15 protein-coding genes, 3 tRNA genes and 1 pseudogene are annotated in these 19,629 nt (G+C 60.1%); 7 read left to right on the top strand and 12 right to left on the bottom strand.

The genetic code is table 11. The features are described 5' to 3' along the window. Positions 1–86: 86 nt before the first annotated feature. The 4 genes from ACTG1P_RS04245 to ACTG1P_RS04230 form a co-directional block, all read right to left on the bottom strand. A complete protein-coding gene (locus ACTG1P_RS04245) occupies positions 87–926 on the bottom strand; it encodes an FTR1 family iron permease (protein WP_440000570.1) in 840 nt (279 codons plus the stop codon). Continuing rightward, on the bottom strand, positions 926–3,928 hold the full coding sequence (locus tag ACTG1P_RS04240; protein ID WP_440000569.1) for a YncE family protein: 3,003 nt from the start codon (positions 3,926–3,928) through the stop codon (positions 926–928). The genes ACTG1P_RS04245 and ACTG1P_RS04240 overlap by 1 nt, the downstream gene beginning before the upstream one ends. A 4-nt stretch (positions 3,929–3,932) precedes the next feature. Continuing rightward, positions 3,933–4,382 (bottom strand): hypothetical protein, encoded by a 450-nt coding sequence (locus ACTG1P_RS04235; protein ID WP_440000568.1) that lies wholly within the window; start codon positions 4,380–4,382, stop codon positions 3,933–3,935. 127 nt (positions 4,383–4,509) lie between these two features. Next, on the bottom strand, positions 4,510–4,995 hold the full coding sequence (locus tag ACTG1P_RS04230) for a YqhA family protein (protein WP_005333692.1): 486 nt from the start codon (positions 4,993–4,995) through the stop codon (positions 4,510–4,512). Positions 4,996–5,273: 278 nt separating this feature from the next. On the opposite strand from ACTG1P_RS04230, the pseudogene ACTG1P_RS04225 reads away from it, so the two are divergent. After that, positions 5,274–6,262 (top strand): annotated as a pseudogene (locus tag ACTG1P_RS04225) (DUF2860 family protein). A gap of 224 nt (positions 6,263–6,486) precedes the next feature. Here ACTG1P_RS04225 and ACTG1P_RS04220 read toward each other — a convergent pair. Together ACTG1P_RS04220 and ACTG1P_RS04215 are read right to left on the bottom strand one after the other, a co-directional pair. After that, positions 6,487–6,562, bottom strand: a tRNA-Asn gene (locus ACTG1P_RS04220). A gap of 4 nt (positions 6,563–6,566) precedes the next feature. Next, positions 6,567–6,642 (bottom strand) — tRNA-Asn (locus tag ACTG1P_RS04215). A 49-nt stretch (positions 6,643–6,691) separates the two neighbouring features. On the opposite strand from ACTG1P_RS04215, the gene ACTG1P_RS04210 reads away from it, so the two are divergent. The 5 genes from ACTG1P_RS04210 (at position 6,692) to htpG (ending at position 12,196) form a co-directional block, all read left to right on the top strand. Then, a complete protein-coding gene (locus tag ACTG1P_RS04210; RefSeq protein ID WP_440000567.1) occupies positions 6,692–6,853 on the top strand; it encodes a hypothetical protein in 162 nt (53 codons plus the stop codon). A 275-nt stretch (positions 6,854–7,128) separates the two neighbouring features. Next, positions 7,129–8,865 (top strand): C4-dicarboxylic acid transporter DauA, encoded by a 1,737-nt coding sequence (gene dauA, locus ACTG1P_RS04205; RefSeq protein ID WP_440000566.1) that lies wholly within the window; start codon positions 7,129–7,131, stop codon positions 8,863–8,865. Positions 8,866–9,048: 183 nt separating this feature from the next. Then, positions 9,049–9,136 (top strand) — tRNA-Ser (locus tag ACTG1P_RS04200). 375 nt (positions 9,137–9,511) lie between these two features. After that, the gene (recR, locus tag ACTG1P_RS04195; RefSeq protein ID WP_019444931.1) at positions 9,512–10,114 is read left to right on the top strand and encodes a recombination mediator RecR; all 603 of its coding nucleotides are present in this window, start codon (positions 9,512–9,514) and stop codon (positions 10,112–10,114) included. 168 nt (positions 10,115–10,282) lie between these two features. Next, on the top strand, positions 10,283–12,196 hold the full coding sequence (gene htpG / locus ACTG1P_RS04190) for a molecular chaperone HtpG (protein WP_440000565.1): 1,914 nt from the start codon (positions 10,283–10,285) through the stop codon (positions 12,194–12,196). Positions 12,197–12,301: 105 nt separating this feature from the next. Here the strand turns inward: htpG and ACTG1P_RS04185 are convergent, their stop codons facing one another. The 6 genes from ACTG1P_RS04185 to pspF form a co-directional block, all read right to left on the bottom strand. Beyond that, entirely contained in the window at positions 12,302–13,087 is a 786-nt protein-coding gene (locus ACTG1P_RS04185) for a peptide ABC transporter ATP-binding protein (protein ID WP_005333681.1), read from the bottom strand. A 34-nt stretch (positions 13,088–13,121) separates the two neighbouring features. Next, positions 13,122–14,120: a peptide ABC transporter ATP-binding protein gene (locus ACTG1P_RS04180; protein ID WP_005333679.1), complete on the bottom strand. Its 999-nt coding sequence runs from the start codon at positions 14,118–14,120 to the stop codon at positions 13,122–13,124. Beyond that, positions 14,120–15,013, bottom strand: coding sequence for an ABC transporter permease subunit (locus ACTG1P_RS04175; protein WP_440000564.1), 894 nt, complete (start codon positions 15,011–15,013; stop codon positions 14,120–14,122). The genes ACTG1P_RS04180 and ACTG1P_RS04175 overlap by 1 nt, the downstream gene beginning before the upstream one ends. A 35-nt stretch (positions 15,014–15,048) precedes the next feature. Continuing rightward, positions 15,049–16,008: an ABC transporter permease gene (locus ACTG1P_RS04170; protein WP_021231386.1), complete on the bottom strand. Its 960-nt coding sequence runs from the start codon at positions 16,006–16,008 to the stop codon at positions 15,049–15,051. Between the two features lie 2 nt (positions 16,009–16,010). Continuing rightward, on the bottom strand, positions 16,011–17,606 hold the full coding sequence (gene sapA / locus ACTG1P_RS04165) for an ABC transporter substrate-binding protein SapA (RefSeq protein ID WP_421346247.1): 1,596 nt from the start codon (positions 17,604–17,606) through the stop codon (positions 16,011–16,013). A gap of 108 nt (positions 17,607–17,714) precedes the next feature. Next, positions 17,715–18,743 (bottom strand): phage shock protein operon transcriptional activator, encoded by a 1,029-nt coding sequence (pspF, locus tag ACTG1P_RS04160; RefSeq protein ID WP_440000563.1) that lies wholly within the window; start codon positions 18,741–18,743, stop codon positions 17,715–17,717. 196 nt (positions 18,744–18,939) lie between these two features. On the opposite strand from pspF, the gene pspA reads away from it, so the two are divergent. Continuing rightward, positions 18,940–19,626: a phage shock protein PspA gene (gene pspA / locus ACTG1P_RS04155; RefSeq protein WP_005361184.1), complete on the top strand. Its 687-nt coding sequence runs from the start codon at positions 18,940–18,942 to the stop codon at positions 19,624–19,626. The last annotated feature ends 3 nt before the right edge of the window (positions 19,627–19,629 follow it).

Here is a 19,629-nt window from a genome sequence, read left to right as displayed (position 1 = left end):
GCTTGATAGATAAGGGAACCGCGCCAGGGCGCGGCTCCCGAATGGTGTTGTTACCCCGTGGCCTTGTTGCCACAGGGCGAGTTGGCTCAGCCTTTGCCAGTCGCGGCACTCATCTGCGGGCGATAGCTGCGTTGCCAGAGGGTAACGAAGATCGCCAGATAGAGGGCCCAGGTCAGCAGTTGCAAGCCACCGGGTGAGGCATTGTAGCCAAACAGAGCGCGCAGGAAGGTACCAAATACCCCCTGATCGTCGAGAATGTGGCTGATGTCGAATACCGGCGTGGTCCAGAAGGTGATGATATCTGCCGCCTGCAACATGTTGACGGCAGACGATAGCAGACCTGCGGCGATGATGATGATAAGCAGGCCGGTCCAGCGGAAGAAGGGGGCCAGCGCCACCTTGCGGGTGGAGCGCAGCAGCCCCCACACCAGCGCGATGGAGACCAGCAGTCCCGCCAGCGCGCCCATCAGGCCCGATTGCAGATCCACCCCTTGGCCCGAGTAGAGCAGGGCGGAGAAGAAGAGCACGGTTTCAAACCCTTCGCGCATCACCGCCAGGAAGGCGAGCAGCACCAGCCCAAACAGGTTGCCGCCATCGATGGCCGCATCGATGCGCGCCGTCATGGCTCCCACCTGGGATTTGGCCTGTTTTTGCATCCAGATCGCCATATAGGTGAGCACCAGAGTGGCAAACATCAGGATCCCCGCCATCAAGAGGTGGTTGTAGCGCTCGCTCTCGAACTGGCTCACCACCACCTGGAACAGGAAGGCGACCACAAGGGAGGCGACAAGGCCAAGCCCTACCCCCAGATAGATGAACTTGTTGTAGCGGCTCGCCCCCAGCTTGGCGAGGTAGGAGAGGCAGATGCCGACCAGCAGGAAGGCTTCCAGCCCCTCGCGCAGGGTAATGAGAAAACTTGCAAACATCAGGATTGAGGCTCCGTAGCGGGCGTGATGGGGAGAGGCTGCAGGGTCAGTTGCAGCCGATTGAGTAGCACTATGGGTGGCTCCGGCAAGCTCGGCTCGGCGGCGCGCACCGCATCATTGACCCACTTGGGGTAGGTGCGGAAATTGAGTTTGATATCGGCCTTGAAGGGCCCTTGGGCATCTGCGGGCAGCGGCCAAGCTTCATCTCGCCAGCCATCGGCCGGAATGCGGGTATCTTCCAAGAGCTTGGCGTAACGCCAGAACTTGAGCCCCACCGGCTTGCCCTCGGCATCACCGAACACTTTTCTGAACAGTCGCGCATCCTCAGGGACAGCACCATCCACCGGCTGGCCGCTGGCAAGCACCAGCTTGCCGCTGGCGTCGGTGACGGTCAGCTCCAGCCAGAGTTCACGGAAATCAGCTACGCCAGTGGGCAGGGCATGGCCTGCGCCAGTATTGGCGACCCGCACCACCAGCTGCTGATTATCGGCAGCCTGTTCGATACGGGCGGAGAGGGTCGCGCTGGAGCGCAAGAGCGCCAGGCTCTCCTGTTCAAGCCCAGGATTGCGCAGCCCCACCAGCTGGTGCTGGGCGCCGGTAAAGTTGTGGCGATAGAGCCGCGCTTTCATGGTGCCGTTTTCGGTGGACTGGCCCACCACCGGCGCGCCGCCATTGCCCGGCTCTGGGTTCATATGGCAGTCGATGCAGGTACGCCGTTTGGCAGGATCCTCGGCCTTGGCGAAGCTTGAGTTCTCCCACTCGTCCCAGGTGTTGACGATATTGGCGCCGGTACCTGGGGCAAACTCGTTGTGGCACGACTTGCACAGGGCCGCGTCGCGGTAGAAATTCTTCTGATAGGAGGCTTTGTGGGCCGCCGGGCGGGCGTTGATCTGCCGCTCAGCCAGCCAGTGCTTAAGGCTGCCGCCCGGGGCATCCTCGAACACATAGCTCTCGCGGTCTTTCAAATTCACCGTAAAGGCGCTGTTGCCGCCCGCATCTTCTACCTTGGTGATGCGATGGCAGAGCACGCAGCCGGTCCCTTCCTCCACCACAGGTTCGCCCGCCTTGTGGGCGGCAATGAGTGAGGCGCCGCCCTGCTCGAACATGTGGGAGCCCTTGGGCAGATCCAGCTGGCCTGTCATCACCTGCTGGGGCATGTGGCAGCCCTGACACCATTGGCCAAACGCTTCCCCTTCGGTTTCGCGGGCCAGCGCCTGCACCACCTTGTAGTAGGGGTGGGAGTTGCCCATCAGCCGGTGGTTGCTCTCGCTCCAATCTTTGAAGGCTTGTTGGTGGCAGTTCTGGCAGGAGGCGGAGTTGAGCCACTCTTTCGGGTGAGTGGTCGGCGCCTTGGCGGGATCCGTGCGCGGGGCATCGAGTCGCAGCCAGTTGGCGAGATAGGGGAGGTTGCCATCGGCGGTGACGAAGGCGTGCAGATCTTCCATCATCGCCTTCACTTCCGGCTGGGGCTTGGCGGGGTCAACAGGCTCGGCGCCATCGCGGGTGTCATGGCCCATGCCGCCCTGGGTCTGCTGGGTCATGCGCAGGTATTCGCCGACAAAATCCCCCGCCACCATGTTGGTGAGGTTGGCGTGGCCGTTGATGGCGTTGTCGCCGCTCTTCTGGCGATGGGCCGCCATCAGATAGCGGTTGGTGAAGTTGAACCCATCCAGATGGCAGGAGTTGCAGCTCATCCAGTTGTCCCCCGCCATGGGGAAGCGTGAGTTGGCGCCGTTGTTGCCAAGCGTGTTACCAAGATGGAACAGCCGCTCGCCGCGCTGAAGCGGCTCGGGGCGAGGATCCGTCTCTACCAGCCTGGCAAAGTGGGGCACATCGACCGTGACTCGCGCAAACGGGCCGCTGCCGCCGCTATTGAGGCGGGTGAGATCCTGCCCCATGGCGTTGTGCACCAGAATATGTTCGCCGTCGATCAGCAGATCCCGCGGATTCTGGCCCGGCAGGTGACGCAAGAGCTGGGTCGCCTTGGCGCCCCCCTGAAACTTCTTGCGGCGGTGGCGGTTGTTGTTGGACTTGCCGCTGCGGGAGAGATCAAACACCAGCAGATCTTCCGAGCCCGCCAGGGTCAGATAGACCCGCTTGCCGTCGGCGGCGAAGCGTGCAGCAAACGGGTTGGAGACGATCTGGCTGCGGTTGCCGACGCTTGGCAGGTTGATCTGCAAAAAGAGCTGTTTTCTTTCATCGACCCGCTCTTTCTCCTCATCGAGATCGATGATGGAGACGGCCGGAAAGACGGTGCTCTGAAACTGGAAGGGGTGGTCGAAGCTCCACAGCACATGGGGCAGCCAGGCCTCGCTGCCATCGGGAGAGAGGGCGATGCCGTCGAGCAGGCGCGGCAATCCCTGGGAGTCGCTCGGCGTGTCGCTATGGGTCTCGGCCAGGGTGATGAGTTTGGGCTTGGGAAGCGAAGATCCCTTGGCGCCGTGGCCAAGCTTGGCGAGATCATAGATGGCGAGCTGTCCGGTTATGGCGTGGGTCAGCAGCAGGCGATCGTCGTCGGTCAGGGCCAGTCCACGGGGAGTCTCGGCGGTTTCTGCATCCAGCTGGAGGTTGCCTGTGGTGTCATAGGCTTGCAGGCGAGCGGATTCGAACAGCGTGATCCAGAACCACTGCCGCTTGGGATCGAAGATGACCCCGTAGGGGCGATGGCCGGTGGGGATCGTCTTTTCCAGATCGAGATCATCATCCAGCAGCAACAGGCGATCACCGCTGTAGTCGGTGACCAGCAGGGTACCGTCATCGGCGCGGGCCAGCTGGCGCAGATCGCCTCCCAGCTGCACCTCTTTGAGCCGCTTGCCGCTATCGCGCTCAAGCAGGGTGACGGAACCTGCGCTCAGGTTGGCGGTGACGAGGCGCGGGCTTTGCCCCTCCTCATAGGCAAGCATCCCGGCGCCCATCAGTTGGGCCAACGCAAAGGGGCTGGCCAGCAGCAGGACGAGGGCCAGCAGGGGTGACAAATATGCAGAAAACGATGACTTCAACATGGGATCAGGTGCGCCATTTCAAGATGGTCCAGCGCCAGGCGTGGCGCAGCACCAGAGGAGTTAACGCCAAGGCGCTCAGCCAGTGGGCCCAGCTGGCGAGGTTGCCCATGGTATCGCCCGGGGTGCCGTGCAGCACCAGCAGCAGGCCGCTGGCCAGACAGACCAGCAGCAGGGCTTCGATAATTCGCCCCGTGGAGCGCAAAAAGGGTTTGTTGCTGCGGTGCAACAAGCTGCGATGGGAGAGCCAGAAGGCGCCAAATAGCAGCGGGAACAGGGTGAGCGAGAGCATCACATGGAAAAACAGATTCCAGCGTGCCAGCGACCAGAGCGGGGTCAGCGGCTCCCACAGTAGCAGGCCGGAGAAGAACATCAGATAGAGGGTGCCCTCGGCGGCCTGATGGTGGTAGGCCAGCCACTGCCAGAATTGTCGGGGTGAGAGGGAAAGGCTTGTCATAAAGGCTCCAGCACCCGGGCGGGGCAGCCCGGGGGAGCAAGTTTATAACGCAGTAAGAGTAATGAAAAGTGTTATCAATTGTATTGCTGGTGAATCAAGGCTGAACAAGCACAGTGATCAAGCTCGACTATTTATGCTCTGCCATCCGCTCGGTCACCGCATAGATGAGCGCGGCCAGCGAGAAGGCGAGAAACACCACCACGGACCACTTCATATCCACTTCATTGATGATGCCATCTTCGAGAAATGCCTTGAGCACCTCCACTCCGGCAATAGTCACCAGCGAGTTGATGACAATGAGCTTGAGGGAGGCAAAGTTGATCTTGCTAAGCCAGTTGCTGCTAAGGGAGGCGCGCTGCTCTTCCGTCTGGATAAATTGCACATAGCCACAGATAGCAACCAGGATGAGCATCTGGGCCACCAGTATGAAGTCCACCAGGGTCAGCACGCCGGTAATGAGGTCCAGATAGGGGATCTCGAAAATGTTTACAGAAAGCTGATAGAGCTGCATGGCAAACTTCACCATCAGCAATACCACGCAGATGAGAATGCCAATGTAGAAGGGGAACATCATCAATCTGCTGCCATTGAGCATGAAATTGAATCGACGCATGAGAACTCCGATGTTGGGAACAGGGGTAAATAGAGTGAGTATGGCGCGAGCAGCCCGCAGCGTTGCAAGGCTGTGGCGACTGATTATGCCGGGTCGCCCCCTGCTTGCGCCTATAAAAAAATAAAAAGCCATCATAAAAAATAAAACCGCATCCCGCTGTCTTATTTGTGATTTTTCCCTGCCGTAACATGCCGCTTCTCGATACAGGGGGGGCGACTGCCTCCCTCCTATTTATCAGGCTCGGCCCACTCTTGTGGCCGCTTGCCAGGAGTGTTGCGATGCGTATTGGTCTGCTGTTGAGTATGGGGATGCTGGTTGCAAGCGGGGTTCAGGCGCAAGATCTGGGGGCCATTCCCGGGGAATCTGGCTTTTCCGGCAGTGTGCTGGCGGGGGCCAGCGTTGGCGAGACCAAGTCCAATTTTGCCACGGGGAGTGCAGGTCGCGAGCGGATAGACGCACTGGGGGCGGCGGTAAAGCAACACAATGTTGCACCGGCGATCAACGGGGATCTGCGCTACACCTTTGCCTCTACCGGTAGCCAGCTGTTTCTTGGCAATCTCATTCAGGATGCCATTCGCGGCGACGGCACCCAGCAGTTCGGGCTGCGCCAGCAACTGGGGACAAGGGGGTCGTGGCCGGTTCGCTGGTGTTCAATACCACCCCGGTCAAGGTCTGGCGCGATCCCTTTGCTGTGGGTGTGGAACGCGAGCAGAGTGATGTGCGATCCCACGGCGCTCGTCTGGCGTGGGACAACATCTGGGGCAGTGCGCTCAGTGGCAGCATCACCAGCCGCGATGTCAAGGTGGATGGGGAGTCCAGCGGCGAGCAATATGGTCGCGCTGTGATGGGGATGCTGGATCGCAATGGCCGGGTCAACTCCGCCGAGGTCTCCTACCAGTTCCGGCTAACAGACGATCAGTTCCTCGAGCCAGCATTGCGCTATGAGAAGGCTGATTTGGCGGGCTGTGCCGAGTCTTATGTGAGCAAGGGGTTGCAGCTCACCTACGCCAAAACCTCGCCCCGCTGGTCATTTGTCAGCAACCTCTATCTGGGCAAGCGGGACTATGACGAGGCCAACCCGCTGTTTGGCCAGCGTGCCGACAGCCGCGATATGGCCATCGATGCAACCCTCTTCTGGCACCAGCTGTTTGGCATCGCGCCGCTCTCTGCACTCTTCAGCGCCAGCTACGCCAATGCAGACTCCGAGATCGACTTTTACGACATTCGCGCCACCAGCATCACCACGGGTCTGCTCTACCGTTTCTGATCCCGGCATCCGGCAGTGAGATGAGGTGCACAAAAAGGGTCTGGTCAATCCAGCCCTTTGTTGATGGGATTGCGCTCAATCGGCATGTCAAGCTGTCAGCTGGTTGGTCATCACATGAAGGCAAGAGGTGTTATGACAAAGGTCGTTTGAGGGCCGCGCGAGGCAGGGAAGGGGGCGAACAGCAGATACGAAAAAGCCCAGCCAAAAGGCTGGGCTTTAGAATTTGGCTCCCTCGACAGGACTTGAACCTGTGACATACGGATTAACAGTCCGCCGTTCTACCGACTGAACTACGAGGGAAAAGTGGCTCCTCCTACTGGACTTGAACCAGTGACATACGGATTAACAGTCCGCCGTTCTACCGACTGAACTAAGGAGGAATTGCCTGTCTCGTTAAGACGGGGCGAATATTAATGACCAGGGCGGCGGGTGTCAACCCGCGAATTTCCCGAAAACCTGATTTTCGGACTGTTTGCCCAAAAGTTGCGCTTTTCGGTTTATTTTCAGCACAATCAGTCCCTTGCCATCACACCCCCAACCGGCGCAGGGGTTATTGGCTCGGTTCGCATCAACCTGATGATGCCAGCATGATGTCGCGAACGTGCTGGCACTCCGATGAGTCTCAAATGGTAATCTTTGTGGCTAAAAGGGGGAGAGCTGGAGTCAAGATCGGCGATTTGGCGGTAAATGGGCCAAATCATGGGGCAGAGTGCTTTTCATTGATCCTGCCCATCGAAAAAATGGCCTGTCTGGAGTAAGGTTACGCAAGATACCATCGCCGCGTCGACAGCCCTGCCGGCCCTTGATGATGATCGGGCGCCGGATCTCTCCGGCCTTTATCTCCCTCTTCTGGTATTACGATATACATGCACAAGCAAGCCTCTTTAAATAGCGTGAAGCTCGCCATAGCCTTACGCCAGTCCTGTATTGATGAACCCTACAGCATGGCCCGCTTCGGCCGTGACCTGATCGCCGGTGTGACGGTGGGCATCATCGCCATCCCGCTCGCCATGGCGCTGGCTATCGCCAGCGGTGTGCCGCCGCAACACGGTCTCTATACCGCCATCATTGCCGGTATCGTGATCGCCGTGACCGGTGGCTCCCGTTACTCCATCTCCGGCCCGACCGCTGCCTTTGTGGTGATCCTCTATCCTGTCGCCCAGCAGTTCGGGGTCGGCGGTCTGTTGATGGCGACGCTCATCTCAGGCCTCTTTCTGGTGGCGATGGGGATGGCCCGTCTTGGCCGCCTTATCGAGTACATTCCCCCGTCAGTGACGCTGGGCTTTACCGGTGGTATCGCCATCGTGATCGCTACCCTGCAGATCAAGGACTTCTTTGGTCTGAGCGTGCCCGAGATGCCGGAAACCTATCTGGGCAAGGTCGAGGCGCTGACCGCCGCCCTGCCAAGCTGGCAGTGGGGCGATACCCTGGTGGGGGTCGCAACGCTGGCCGTGCTGCTGCTCTGGCCACGCCTGCGTCTGCCGGTGCCGGGCCACCTGCCCGCGGTGCTGGTCGGGGTAGGTCTGGGTTTTGGCCTCCATTACTTAGGGGTGGATGTGGCCACCATCGGCAGCAAGTTCAGCTATACCCTGGCCGATGGCACCCAGGGGATGGGGATCCCGCCCATCGCGCCGACCCTGGTGATGCCCTGGGCCTTGCCCGGACCTGATGGCTTGCCAGTTGAATGGAACCTGGCCGCTGTTGAGCGGCTGCTGCCTGCCGCCTTCTCCATGGCGATGCTGGGGGCGATCGAATCGCTGCTCTGCGCCGTGGTGCTCGATGGGATGACCGGTCGCAAGCACAGCTCCAACGCCGAGCTGGTGGGGCAGGGGCTTGGCAATATCTTCGCCCCCTTCTTTGGCGGTATTACCGCTACCGCCGCCATCGCCCGCTCTGCCGCCAACGTGCGTGCTGGCGCTACGTCCCCCATTTCGGGGATCGTCCATGCGCTGGTGGTGCTGGCCGCCATTCTGGTGCTGGCCCCCTGGCTCTCCTGGTTGCCGCTCTCGGCCATGGCTGCCTTGCTGCTCATCGTGGCCTGGAACATGAGTGAAGCGCACAAGGTGGTGGAGCTGATCCGTCGCGCGCCCAAATCTGATGTGCTGGTGCTGCTGGTCTGCCTGTCGCTCACCGTCATTTTCGACATGGTCATCGCCATCACCTTCGGGGTGATCCTGGCCTCCCTGCTTTTTATGCGCGAAATCGCCAAGATGACCAAACTGCACGATTTGGCCGAGCACAAGCGCTATGCCCATGAGGTGCCGGACAACGGCCTGCTCTACAAGATCAACGGCCCGCTCTTCTTCGCAGCGGCCGAACGGGTCTTTGCCGAGCTGGAATCACAAGTGAAAGGGCACCAGGTGCTGGTGTTGCAGATGGAGGCGGTTTCCATCCTCGATGCGGGCGGCCTGTCAGCCTTCCTCCACTTTGGCAAGCAGATGGCCAAAGCCGGGGTCGAGTTGCGGGTGGCCGAGTTGCAGTTCCAACCGCTCAAGACCCTGGCCCGTGCAAAGGTGCGGCCGCAGCCCGGCAAGCTGGAATTCTACGGCTCGCTGGAAGAGGCGCTCAAAGGTGAACATTTGCACGAAGCGGCAGTAAATTGATTGAAAGGGATACGAAACGGCATATTTTTGGTCACTTGGTTCGGATATTGAGCAAACGAACGCAAAAAGTAAAAAATTGCATTGACCAAAAGCCATCGTATCCCTTACATTACGCCCCGTCGCCGCGGCATGGTCCGCCAGCGAATGTGCAGCTCAAGCACATAAAGCAGTGAGAAAAAATTTGGTGAGGTGTCCGAGTGGCTGAAGGAGCACGCCTGGAAAGTGTGTATACGGCAACGTATCGAGGGTTCGAATCCCTCCCTCACCGCCACATTGCAAAGCCCTGATGGAAACATCAGGGCTTTTGTTTTTAAGCGCCATCCTGATGTGGGTACCTGCAGGGTGGAGCGATAAACCTCGCTTGGTCTGTCCGGTGTCGCGGCTCGTCTTAATAAAGTGGCAATTCAGAATAGTCAGTGATTTGCTGCTGCGAATTTGACGCTCACACCACATTCACTGCCAGATTGAAAAGCCCTGATGTTTCCATCAGGGCTTTTTGCTATCCGCGTTTTTGCGGGCGCTGTGGGCAAGCCGATGGCGATGGGGGGCTGGCTCGGGTATAGTCCTGCGCCAATGGCGTTATCCTGTTTTGCTGACCCGTCGTGGCCCTGGTGGTGGCGAGGGGGAGGCCCGTGTAAGGAGTGTTATGAAGTTCAGTCCCCTGCTCGATGAGATGATGAAAGCCCTGCAGGTATTGCCGGGGGTGGGACCCAAGTCTGCCCAGCGGATGGCTTTTACCCTGCTCGAGCGTGAGCGCAGCGGCGGCTTGCGGTTGGCTCAGCTGCTCTCTCGCGCCCTGACCGAGATCGGCCACTGCAGCCACTGCCGCACCTTTACCGAGAACGATCGCTGCGATATTTGCGCCAATCCCAAGCGGGAAGAGAATGGTCTGCTCTGTGTGGTGGAGAGCCCGGCGGACGTGGCGGCCATCGAACAGACCGGTCAGTTTTCCGGTCGTTACTTTGTGCTGATGGGCCATCTGTCGCCGCTGGATGGCATAGGCCCGGAGGAGCTGGGGCTCGATATTCTCGAGCGCCGTTTGAAGGAAGAGCACATTAGCGAGCTGATCCTCGCCACTAATCCCACCATTGAGGGGGATGCCACCGCCTGGTATATCGCTGATATGGCCCGTGCTGCCGGGGTAGAGGTGAGCCGCATCGCCCACGGGGTGCCGGTGGGGGGCGAGCTGGAGCTGGTGGATGGCACCACGCTCTCCCACTCCCTGATGGGGCGTCAGCGCCTCAAGTAAGGGGCGGGTGGCGGCAGGCAAGTCGCGAAAAACTGAACATAAAATCGGCGGTTACACGCCAACAGGGGGCGAATGAGCTGGATTGCACATTCGCCCCCTTGATATTTGATTGGCCGTCCCCATCTAGGTTGGGCATATGTTCAACCCGATGTTTCTGAGGATTGGTCCATGACCCAAAGTGTTCATGCCGAAACCCACGGCTTTCAGACTGAAGTCAAACAACTGCTGAGCCTGATGGCTCACAGCCTCTATTCCAACAAAGAAGTATTCCTGCGCGAGCTGATCTCCAACGCATCCGATGCGGCGGACAAGCTGCGCTTCAAGGCGCTTTCCGATGCCTCTTTGTTCGAAAACGACGGCCAGTTGCGTGTGCGTCTGGTGGTGGACAAAGAGAAGCGTACCCTGACCATCTCCGATAACGGGATCGGTATGACCCGTGATCAGGTGATTGAGCACCTGGGTACCATCGCCAAGTCCGGCACCGCAGAATTCTTCAAGAACCTCTCCGGCGATCAGGGTAAGGATTCCCAACTGATCGGTCAGTTCGGGGTCGGTTTCTACTCCGCCTTTATCGTGGCCGACAAGGTGACCGTGGTCTCCCGCGCCGCCGGTACTGCTCCGGAGCAGGGCGTGCAGTGGGAATCGGAAGGGGAAGGCTCCTTCACTGTGGCTGACGTGACCAAAGAGGGTCGCGGTACCGACGTCATCCTGCACCTGCGTGCCGAAGAGGACGAGTTCCTGGACGACTGGCGTCTGCGCTCCGTGGTGGGCAAATATTCCGATCACATCAGCGTGCCGGTGGAGATGTTCAAAGAGGGCACCCCGGATCGCGAAGAGGATGGTGAGACCATCGTCGGCACCCCGGGCGAGTGGGAGCAGGTCAACCGCGCGACTGCACTGTGGACCCGCAACCCGAAAGATATCAAGGACGAGGAGTATCAGGAGTTCTACAAGCACGTCGCCCACGACTTTGAAGATCCGCTGCTTTGGGGTCACAACCGGGTGGAAGGGGCGCAAGAGTACACCAGCCTGCTCTACGTACCGGCCCGCGCACCGTTCGACCTCTACAACCGCGAGCAGAAGCACGGTCTGAAGCTCTATGTGCAGCGCGTCTTCATCATGGATGACGCCGAGCAGTTTATGCCGACCTACCTGCGCTTCGTCAAAGGGGTGCTGGACTCCAACGATCTGCCGCTCAACGTTAGCCGTGAAATTCTGCAAGACAACAAGGTGACCGCCTCCCTGCGCAAGGCTTGCTCCAAGCGCGTCCTGACCATGCTCTCCAAGCTGGCGAAAGACGATGCCGAGAAGTACGCCAAGTTCTGGAAAGAGTTCGGTAACGTGCTCAAAGAGGGCCCGGCCGAGGATTACGCCAACCGCGAAGAGATCGCCAAGCTCCTGCGCTTTGCCAGCACCGCTGGCGAGGGCGAAGCCCAGACCGTCTCTCTCGAGGATTACGTTGGCCGCATGAAGGAAGGCCAGCAGAAGATCTACTACATCACTGCTGACTCCTATGCCGCTGCCAAGAACAGCCCGCACCTCGAGATCTTCCGCAAGAAGGGTGTCGAAGTGCTGCTGATGTGGGAGCGCGTGGACGAGTGGCTGATGAGCCACCTGACCGAGTTCGACGGCAAGCAGCTTATCTCCGTCACCCGTGGCGAACTGGATCTCGGCGATCTGGAAGACGAAGCCTCCAAGCAGGCCCAGGAAGAGGCTGAGAAGGCCAACGCCGGTCTGGTGGAGCGGGTCAAGAAGAGCCTGGGTGATGCAGTGAAAGAGGTGCGTGTCACTCACCGTCTGACCGACTCACCTTCTTGCATCGTCACCGACGCCTACGGCATGAGCACCCAGATGATCAAGCTGATGCGCGCGGCCGGCCAGCCGGTACCGGAGCAGAAGTACATTCTGGAGCTCAATCCTGATCACGCGCTGGTGAAGAAACTCGACACCATCGAAGACGAGACGCTGTTTGGCGAGTGGGTCACCCTGCTGCACGAACAGGCCCAGCTGGCCGAGCAGGGCGGGCTGAATGATCCGGCGAGCTTCGTCTCCCGCATCAACCGCCTGTTGCTGCAAGCCTAAGCCGCGACTCCGATAACAAAAAGCCCACTGCATGCAGTGGGCTTTTTTGATCCCGCCGTGCGAGCGTGGCGAAACACAGCGGCAAGGGAGGCGGCCAGCGCCTCTCTATTTGCGGTATTCGTTGTTGTAGTTCTGGATGAGACGGCGAGTCACCTCATGCTGGGGATCGGCAAACACCTTGAGAGTCTTGCCGCGCTCCACCACCCGACCTTCGTGCATTACCAGCACCTCGTCGCTGATATGGCTGACGATACCCAGATCGTTGGCTACCAGCACATAACTCAGTCCCATGGTCTCCTGCATCTCCAGCAGCAGATTGATGATCTGGGAGCGTACCGAGATATCCAGGGTGGAGAGCGCCTCATCGGCCACCACTATCTTGGGGTTGAGGATCAGCGCCCGCGCCAGCGCCACCCGCTGCTGCTGACCGGAGGAGAGCATCTGCGGATAGAACAGGGCGTGATCCGGCAGCATCCCCACCATACGCAGGGTCTGCACCACCTTCTCGCGGCGCTCCTCCTCGGTCATCTCGGTGTTGAGACGCAGCGGCGTCTCCAGGATCTGGCCGACCCGGATCTTGCGGTTCAGCGAGGTGTTGGGATCCTGGAAAATCATCCGCAGCAGTTTGCAGCGAGTCTGGTAATCGCCATGCACCATCAGCTGGCCGTCGATGGCGATGTCGCCGCTGGTGGGTTCGATCATGCCAGCCAGAATGCGGGCGAGGGTACTCTTGCCGGAGCCAGCTTCGCCGACGATGGCGAGGGTCTGGCCCACTTCGAGATCGAACGAGAGGGGCTTGATCGCCTCCACCGCCTGACGACGGAATAGACCGGTGCGGTTCTGGTAGGTTTTGCTAAGGCCTCTGACCTGCAACAGGGATGGCTCGATCACAAGCGGGGCTCCTTCATGGGGGCATTAACGGTCATCATTTTTTCGGCTCCTCCATGTTCAGCGGGAAGTGGCAGCTGAACTGATGGCCCTTGATCTTGTTCATCAACGGAGTCTGCACGCACTGCTTCTGGGCGTAGGGGCAGCGCGGCCCCAGACGGCAACCGATAGGTAGATGTTGCAGCGGCGGGATGACGCCGGGCAGGGTCTCGAGGCGCGACTTGTGGCGCACCAGCTTGTCAAAGTCGGGGATCGATTTGAGCAGGGCATCGGTATAGGGGTGATGCGGGGTCTCGAGGATCTGCTCCCGGGTGCCCACTTCCACCATCTGGCCGCAGTACATCACGTTGATGGTGTCGGTCAGGTTGGCGATGGCGGCGATGTCGTTGCTGATGATCAGGATGGTGGTATTGCCCAGCTTGTTCATCTTGTCCAGCAGTCGCAGGATCTGGGAGTGGGTGGTGGACTCCATGGCGCTGGTGGGCTCGTCGGCCACCAGCAGACGCGGCTGGTTGGCAATGGCCATGGCGATCATCACCTTCTGGCACATGCCATCCGACAGCTCGTGGGGATAGGCGCGCATCACCTTGCGGTGATCCTTGACGCCTACCCGGTGCAGCAGGGCGATGGCCTTCTTCTTGCGCCACTGGAAGCGCTGCCAGAACTGCCCCTCGAACGAATCGGTCGGTATTGCCTCTTCCAGCTGGGTGCCGATCTCCTCGGAGGGATCGAGACAGCTGATGGGGTCCTGGAAGATCATGGCGATCTCGCGACCCATGATGCGACGGCGCTCCTTGGGGGCCATGGTCAGCAGATCCATGTCGTTGAAGCGCATCCGGTCGGCACGAACCGTCCAGTTGTCCTTCTCGATGCCGACGATCACCTTGGCGATCAAACTTTTACCTGAGCCGGATTCGCCCACCAGACCGCGGATCTCCCCCTCGGTCAGGGTCAGGCTCACCTTGTCCACCGCCTTGACCTTGCCTTGCGGGGTGTCGATCTCGATGGTGAGATTGCGTATATCGAGCAGCGGCATCAGTCGTTCCCCTCTTTGAGTGCTTCTCGAATGCCTTCACCAACTAAATTGGTCACCAGCACGCTGAACAGAATGGCGATGCCGGGCAGGGTGACGGTCCATGGGGCGAGATAGATAAGGTCGCTCGAATCGGCCAGCATGGTGCCCCACTCCGGTTGGGGAGATTGGGCGCCGAGGCCGAGAAAACCGACCGCCGAGATATCGAGAATGGCCGCCGACAACGTTCGGGTGGTCTGGGCCACCAGGGTCTCGACAATGTTGGGCAAAATAGCCAGACGCATGATCCGGAAGGGGGGCGAGCCATCGAGGCGGCTGGCGGTGATGTACTCCTTCTGCATCTCGGCATGCACCGCGTTGTAGGTGGTTCGGATAAAGGGCGGGATCAACGCCAGGGTAATGGCTATCAGGGTATTGCCAAAACCCGGCCCCATGATGGCGACCATGATGATGGCCATCAGCAGGGAGGGGATGGAGAGCAGGGTATCGAGCAGGTGGTGCAGCACGCTCGATTTGAGCCCCTTGCTCATGCCTCCGAGGATACCGATGGCTGAGCCCACCACCATGGCGATCACCACTACGACCAGCGCATAGCCGAAAGTGAGACGCGCCCCTACCACCAGCCGGGAGAGCATGTCGCGCCCCAGATCGTCGGTGCCGAGGAAGTAGTCGATGTTACCGGTCGCCGCCCAGGAGGGGGCGAGCAGCAGCTTGTCGGTGTGCTGTTCATCGATGCCGTAGGGAACGACCAGCGGCCCCACCAGCGTGATGAGCAGCAACAGCAAAAAGCACCATAGCCCCGCCATTGCCAACGGATTGCGGCTGTAGGAGGCCCACGTCTGCTCAAGGGGCGAGAGGATCTTGAGCTCGGGATAGATGTTCGATTTATCTTGCATAGGATACCTGGCTCCTGGTCACGCCATGAGCGCGTTCAATCTTGTTTGGCATAGAGCTCTTTGCGCCGTGCCGGATAGATAAGGGTGGTCAGCAACTCGGTGCTGACGCTGGTCAGGATCACGAAACTGGCCACCACCAGGGTCGCGCCGCGAATGGCGGCGTAATCCTGCAGGGCGATGCTGCTGATGAGCCAGCGGCCGATCCCGTGCCACTCGAACACCACCTCGGTGATCATGGCGGAGGTGAGCACGCTACCCAGTTGCAGACCCAGCAGCGGCAGTACCGGCGGCAAGGCGTTCTTGAGACCATGGCGCCAGACGATCTGCGCCTTGGAAAGGCCCCGGCTCGCCGCCGCCTTGATGTAGTTCTGCTTCATCACGTCGATGAGGGAACTGCGCACATGGCGGATCACCTCGGTAGTGGGCACCACCGCCAGCACCAGTGACGGAAGGATCAGGTGGCGCAGGGCATCATGCAGCGCCGCTTGCCGCCAGGGCTCGTTGCTGAGCAGCACATCGATCACCGCGATGCCGGTAATGGGGGGCACGTCGTAGAGCAGGCTGATCTGGCCCGACGCCGGCAGCCAGCCGAGATCCAGCGAAAAGAGCATCACCACCAGCAGCGCCAGCCAGAACACCGGCACCGCATAGCCGATAAGACCGGCAGTCATGATGGAGAGATCCAGCGTCTTGCCCTGTGACAGGGCCGCCAGGGTGCCGAGGGGAATCCCCACCAGAAGCGAGATGGCGAACGCCGCCAGACAGAGGATCAGGGTCGCCGGGAAGTAGTGGCGGATCTCGTCCAGCACCGGCAGCCCGGAGACGCTGGAGAGCCCCAGGTCACCTGCGAAAATGCGGCGCAGGAAATCGGGGTAGCCGCTCCAGAAGCTGAGCTGATTGCCGATCAGCCGATAGTCCAGCAGATAGGCGACAAAGGTCAGCGCCAGCAGGGTGATGAGCAGCAGGTTGATGCGGCGCAAGGTGTATAGAAGCATGCTTACTCCCTGTGAGCCTGGTTGAAGGAGGTGCCACCAAAGGGCATCAGCGTCAGCCCCTCGATGTCGCTGCGGCTGACCTGGGTACGCAAGGCGTGCGCCAGCGGGATCAGCGGCAGCTGTTCGTTGAGCAGGGTCTGGGCATAGTAGTAGTTGCGCAGCCGGAACGAGAGCTGGGGCGTGGTGACCGCATCATCCAGCAACTGATCGAAGGCCGGGCTACACCAGCGGCTGTAGTTGTTGCCGCGCTCCACTGCCGAGCAGCTCAGCAGCTGGCGGAAGAAGTTGTCCGGGTCGGCGTTGTCGGCAATCCAGCCGGAGAGCAGACTGTCGTACAGCCCCTTGGTGAGGCGGCCTTCGATCACCGGCCACTCCCGTTGCACGATCTTGAGCTTGATCCCGACCTTGGCCAGATCGCTGCGGATCAGCTGGGCGGTCTTGACCGCATCCGGGTTGTAGGGGCGGGCGTCAGGTTGCACCAGCACCTGCATCTCGAACCCTTTCTCCAGTCCCGCCTCCTTGAGCAGCTGGCGCGCCCGTTTCAGGTCGGGTTTGCGCTCGGGCAGGCTGGGGTTGTACCCCCATGAGAGGGTCGGCAGCAGGCTGTTGGCGGGCAGACCAGTATCGAAATAGACCGCCTGCAACAGGTTGTCGATATTGATGGCGCTGGCAATAGCCTGCCGCACCTTGACGTTGTTGAATGGCGGCTTGCGGGTATTGAGGGCCAAAAAGGCGACGTTCATCCCCGACTGGACCGAGAGGCTCAGCGCCGGATTTTGCTTGATCACCGAGAGCTGACTGGCGGAAGGGGTGCTCATCACGTCGCACTCGCCGGTCAGCAGCTTGGCCAGCCGTTTGGCGGATTTGGGGGTGATGTCGTAGACCAGCTGTTCAATCTTGGCATCGCCACCCCAGTAGCCGGGATGGCGCAGATAGCGGATGAACTCGTTGTGGCGATACTCCTTGAAGCTGAACGGCCCGGTGCCGATGGGGCGGCTATCGAGCAGGGCTGGCGTGCCCGCCTGCAACATCTGCTCAGCGTATTCGGCAGAGAGGATCACCGCATAGTCGCTGGCCAGGGTGGCGAGGAAGGAGGCGTTCGGCTGGTTCAGCTCGAATACCACCGTCTGCGGCCCCTTCTTGCTCACCCGCTTGATCAGCAGATCTTGCCCCAGGCTGTAGAAGTAGGGGTAATCGCCGCCGGAGACATTGTGATAGGGGTGCTGCTCGTCCAGCTGGCGGGCATAGGTAAAGACCACGTCATCGGCATTGAAAGTGCGGGTGGGCTTGAACCAGGGGGTATGGTGAAACGTCACCCCCTTGCGCAGGGTCAAGGTATAGGTGAGGCCATCTTCACTGACATGCCAGTTGGTGGCGAGCGCTGGCTCCAGCGCCAGGGTGTTGGGGTTCACCTCTAGCAGGCGGTCGTAGAGCGGACGGGCACTGGCATCCAGTGTCACCCCGGAGTTGGAAACATGGGGATTGAAGGAGAGGGGGGATCCCTCAGCACAATAGATGAGTCCGGTTTTGGAGGCCTCGGGTTGCTTCTGGCAGCCGGTGACCAGCACCAGCAGACCCAGCAGCAAGGGTGTGAGCATTCTCATTGTTGAACCATGTTCTTATAGGGGTTTTGTACGCACGTTTTGATACAAATGTGCCAGCGCGAAGGCTGGCGTGTTGCTGGAGTCGGCATCAACCGCGCTCCTTCAGTCTTGTTCTGCATCGTTATCGCCATCCAGCAGCTGATATTTGCGTAGCATGCCACGGAACTGGTGATAGCTTAAGGCCAGCAGTTGAGCGGCTTTGCGCTGATTATACTGGGATTGCTGCATCGCTTGCTTGAGTAAATTAATCTCGTATTCCGCCACCGCCTGCTTGAGATCGAGCGGCAAGGCAAGGGGGGATGCAGATTGTACCTCGCTTCGGGCCTCTTGCGCAGGTTGCGTGACCTGTGGTCGCCAGGGGGAATCAAACGGGTTGAGCACCAGGGTCGAGAGCGGCAGCTGGGGATTGCCCTGACGATAGATACTGCGCTCCACCACGTTCTTCAGCTCTCTCACATTGCCCGGCCAGTGGTAATCCAGCAGCAACTGGGTCGCCTTGCGCGAGAAACCGGCAAAGAGCGGATAGCCCAGCTCCCGGGTCATGCTGTGGGCGAAGTGTTCCGCCAGCATCAGGATATCTTCCCGCCGCTCCCGCAAGGGGGGGAGGGTGATCACATCAAACGCGAGCCGGTCGAGCAGATCGTGGCGAAACTGCCCCTTGTCGGCCAGCGCAGGGAGGTCCTCGTTGGTGGCGCAGACCAGCCGCACATCCACCTTAAGGGGCTTGGCCCCACCGACCCGCTCGAACTCGCCATACTCGATGACCCGCAGCAACTTCTCCTGCACCCTGGCGCTGGTGGTGGCCAGCTCGTCGAGGAAGAGGGTGCCGCCATCGGCCCGCTCGAAGCGGCCCTGATGGCGCTTGGCCGCGCCGGTAAACGATCCCGCTTCGTGACCGAACAGCTCGGTCTCCAGCAGGCTCTCACTCAGGGTGGCGCAGTTGATGGTGACAAAGCTTTGATCCCAGCGCGCCGAGAGATAATGTAGGCGGTGGGCGATCAGCTCCTTGCCCGTCCCCCGCTCACCGATGATCAGCACGGGTTTGCGCAGCGGGGCGAGCCGTGAGGCCTGCTCAATGATCTCGAGAAATGCGTTGGATTCCCCCAGCAGGCTTTCCGTGGCCGTGGTCATAGTGATCCCTGTCAGTTGTAAAAGCTGGTCAATCTTACCAAAAGTTGGTGATTTTAATCATCACTTGCGCGAGGCATCTTGCAATCCGGCTATTCTGCCCCATATAAATCAACAAGTTAAATTTTGTTCCAGATTGGCACACAAGTTGCCATTGTCAATGGAGAAACAACGCCATGCCAATAACAGGAGTGCAATCATGAGTATTTTTTCCCGTCTGGCCGACATCATCAATTCCAACCTGACGGCCCTGCTCGACAAGGCAGAAGATCCCCAGAAGATGGTGCGCCTGATCATCCAGGAGATGGAGGACGAGCTTGTCAAGGAGCGCTCCAATCTGGCCCGCTTCCTCGCCAGCCAGAAAGAGATTGGCCGTCAGGTCGCCCGTCATCAGGAGCGGGTCGACGAGTGGCAAGCCAAGGCCGAGCTGGCCCTGACCAAAGGGCGTGAAGATCTGGCCCGCGCGGCCCTTATCGAGAAGAAAAAGCAGACCGAGTTGTCAGAGACCCTCTACCGCGAGCAGCAGGCGGTCGACAGCGGCATCGAGAAGCTGGGTGAGGAGATCCGCCAGCTCGAAGCCAAGCTGGAAGATGCCCGCGCCCGTCAAAAGGCGATGGCCATTCGCACCGAAGCGGCCAGCAGCCGTCTCAATGTGCAGAGTCAGGTCGCCCGTGGCGAGAGCCAGGCGGTGGTGAGCAAGTTCGAGCGGATGGAGCGCCGCATCGACGAAATGGAAGCGCGCGCCGATCTGGGTCAGTCCGACAAGGCGCTGGCGCAGCAGTTTGCCGAGCTGGAAGTGGACGATCAGATAAGCCGTGAGCTGGAAGCCATGCGCCAGAAGCTGGGCCAGGGCGACAGCAAAAGCGAAGGCAAACAGGGGGAGTAACAG

It is taken from the genome of Aeromonas sp. 11P, assembly GCF_051920165.1.
Taxonomy (GTDB): Bacteria; Pseudomonadota; Gammaproteobacteria; order Enterobacterales; family Aeromonadaceae; genus Aeromonas; species Aeromonas veronii.
This window is presented reverse-complemented; position numbering and strand designations above follow the sequence as displayed.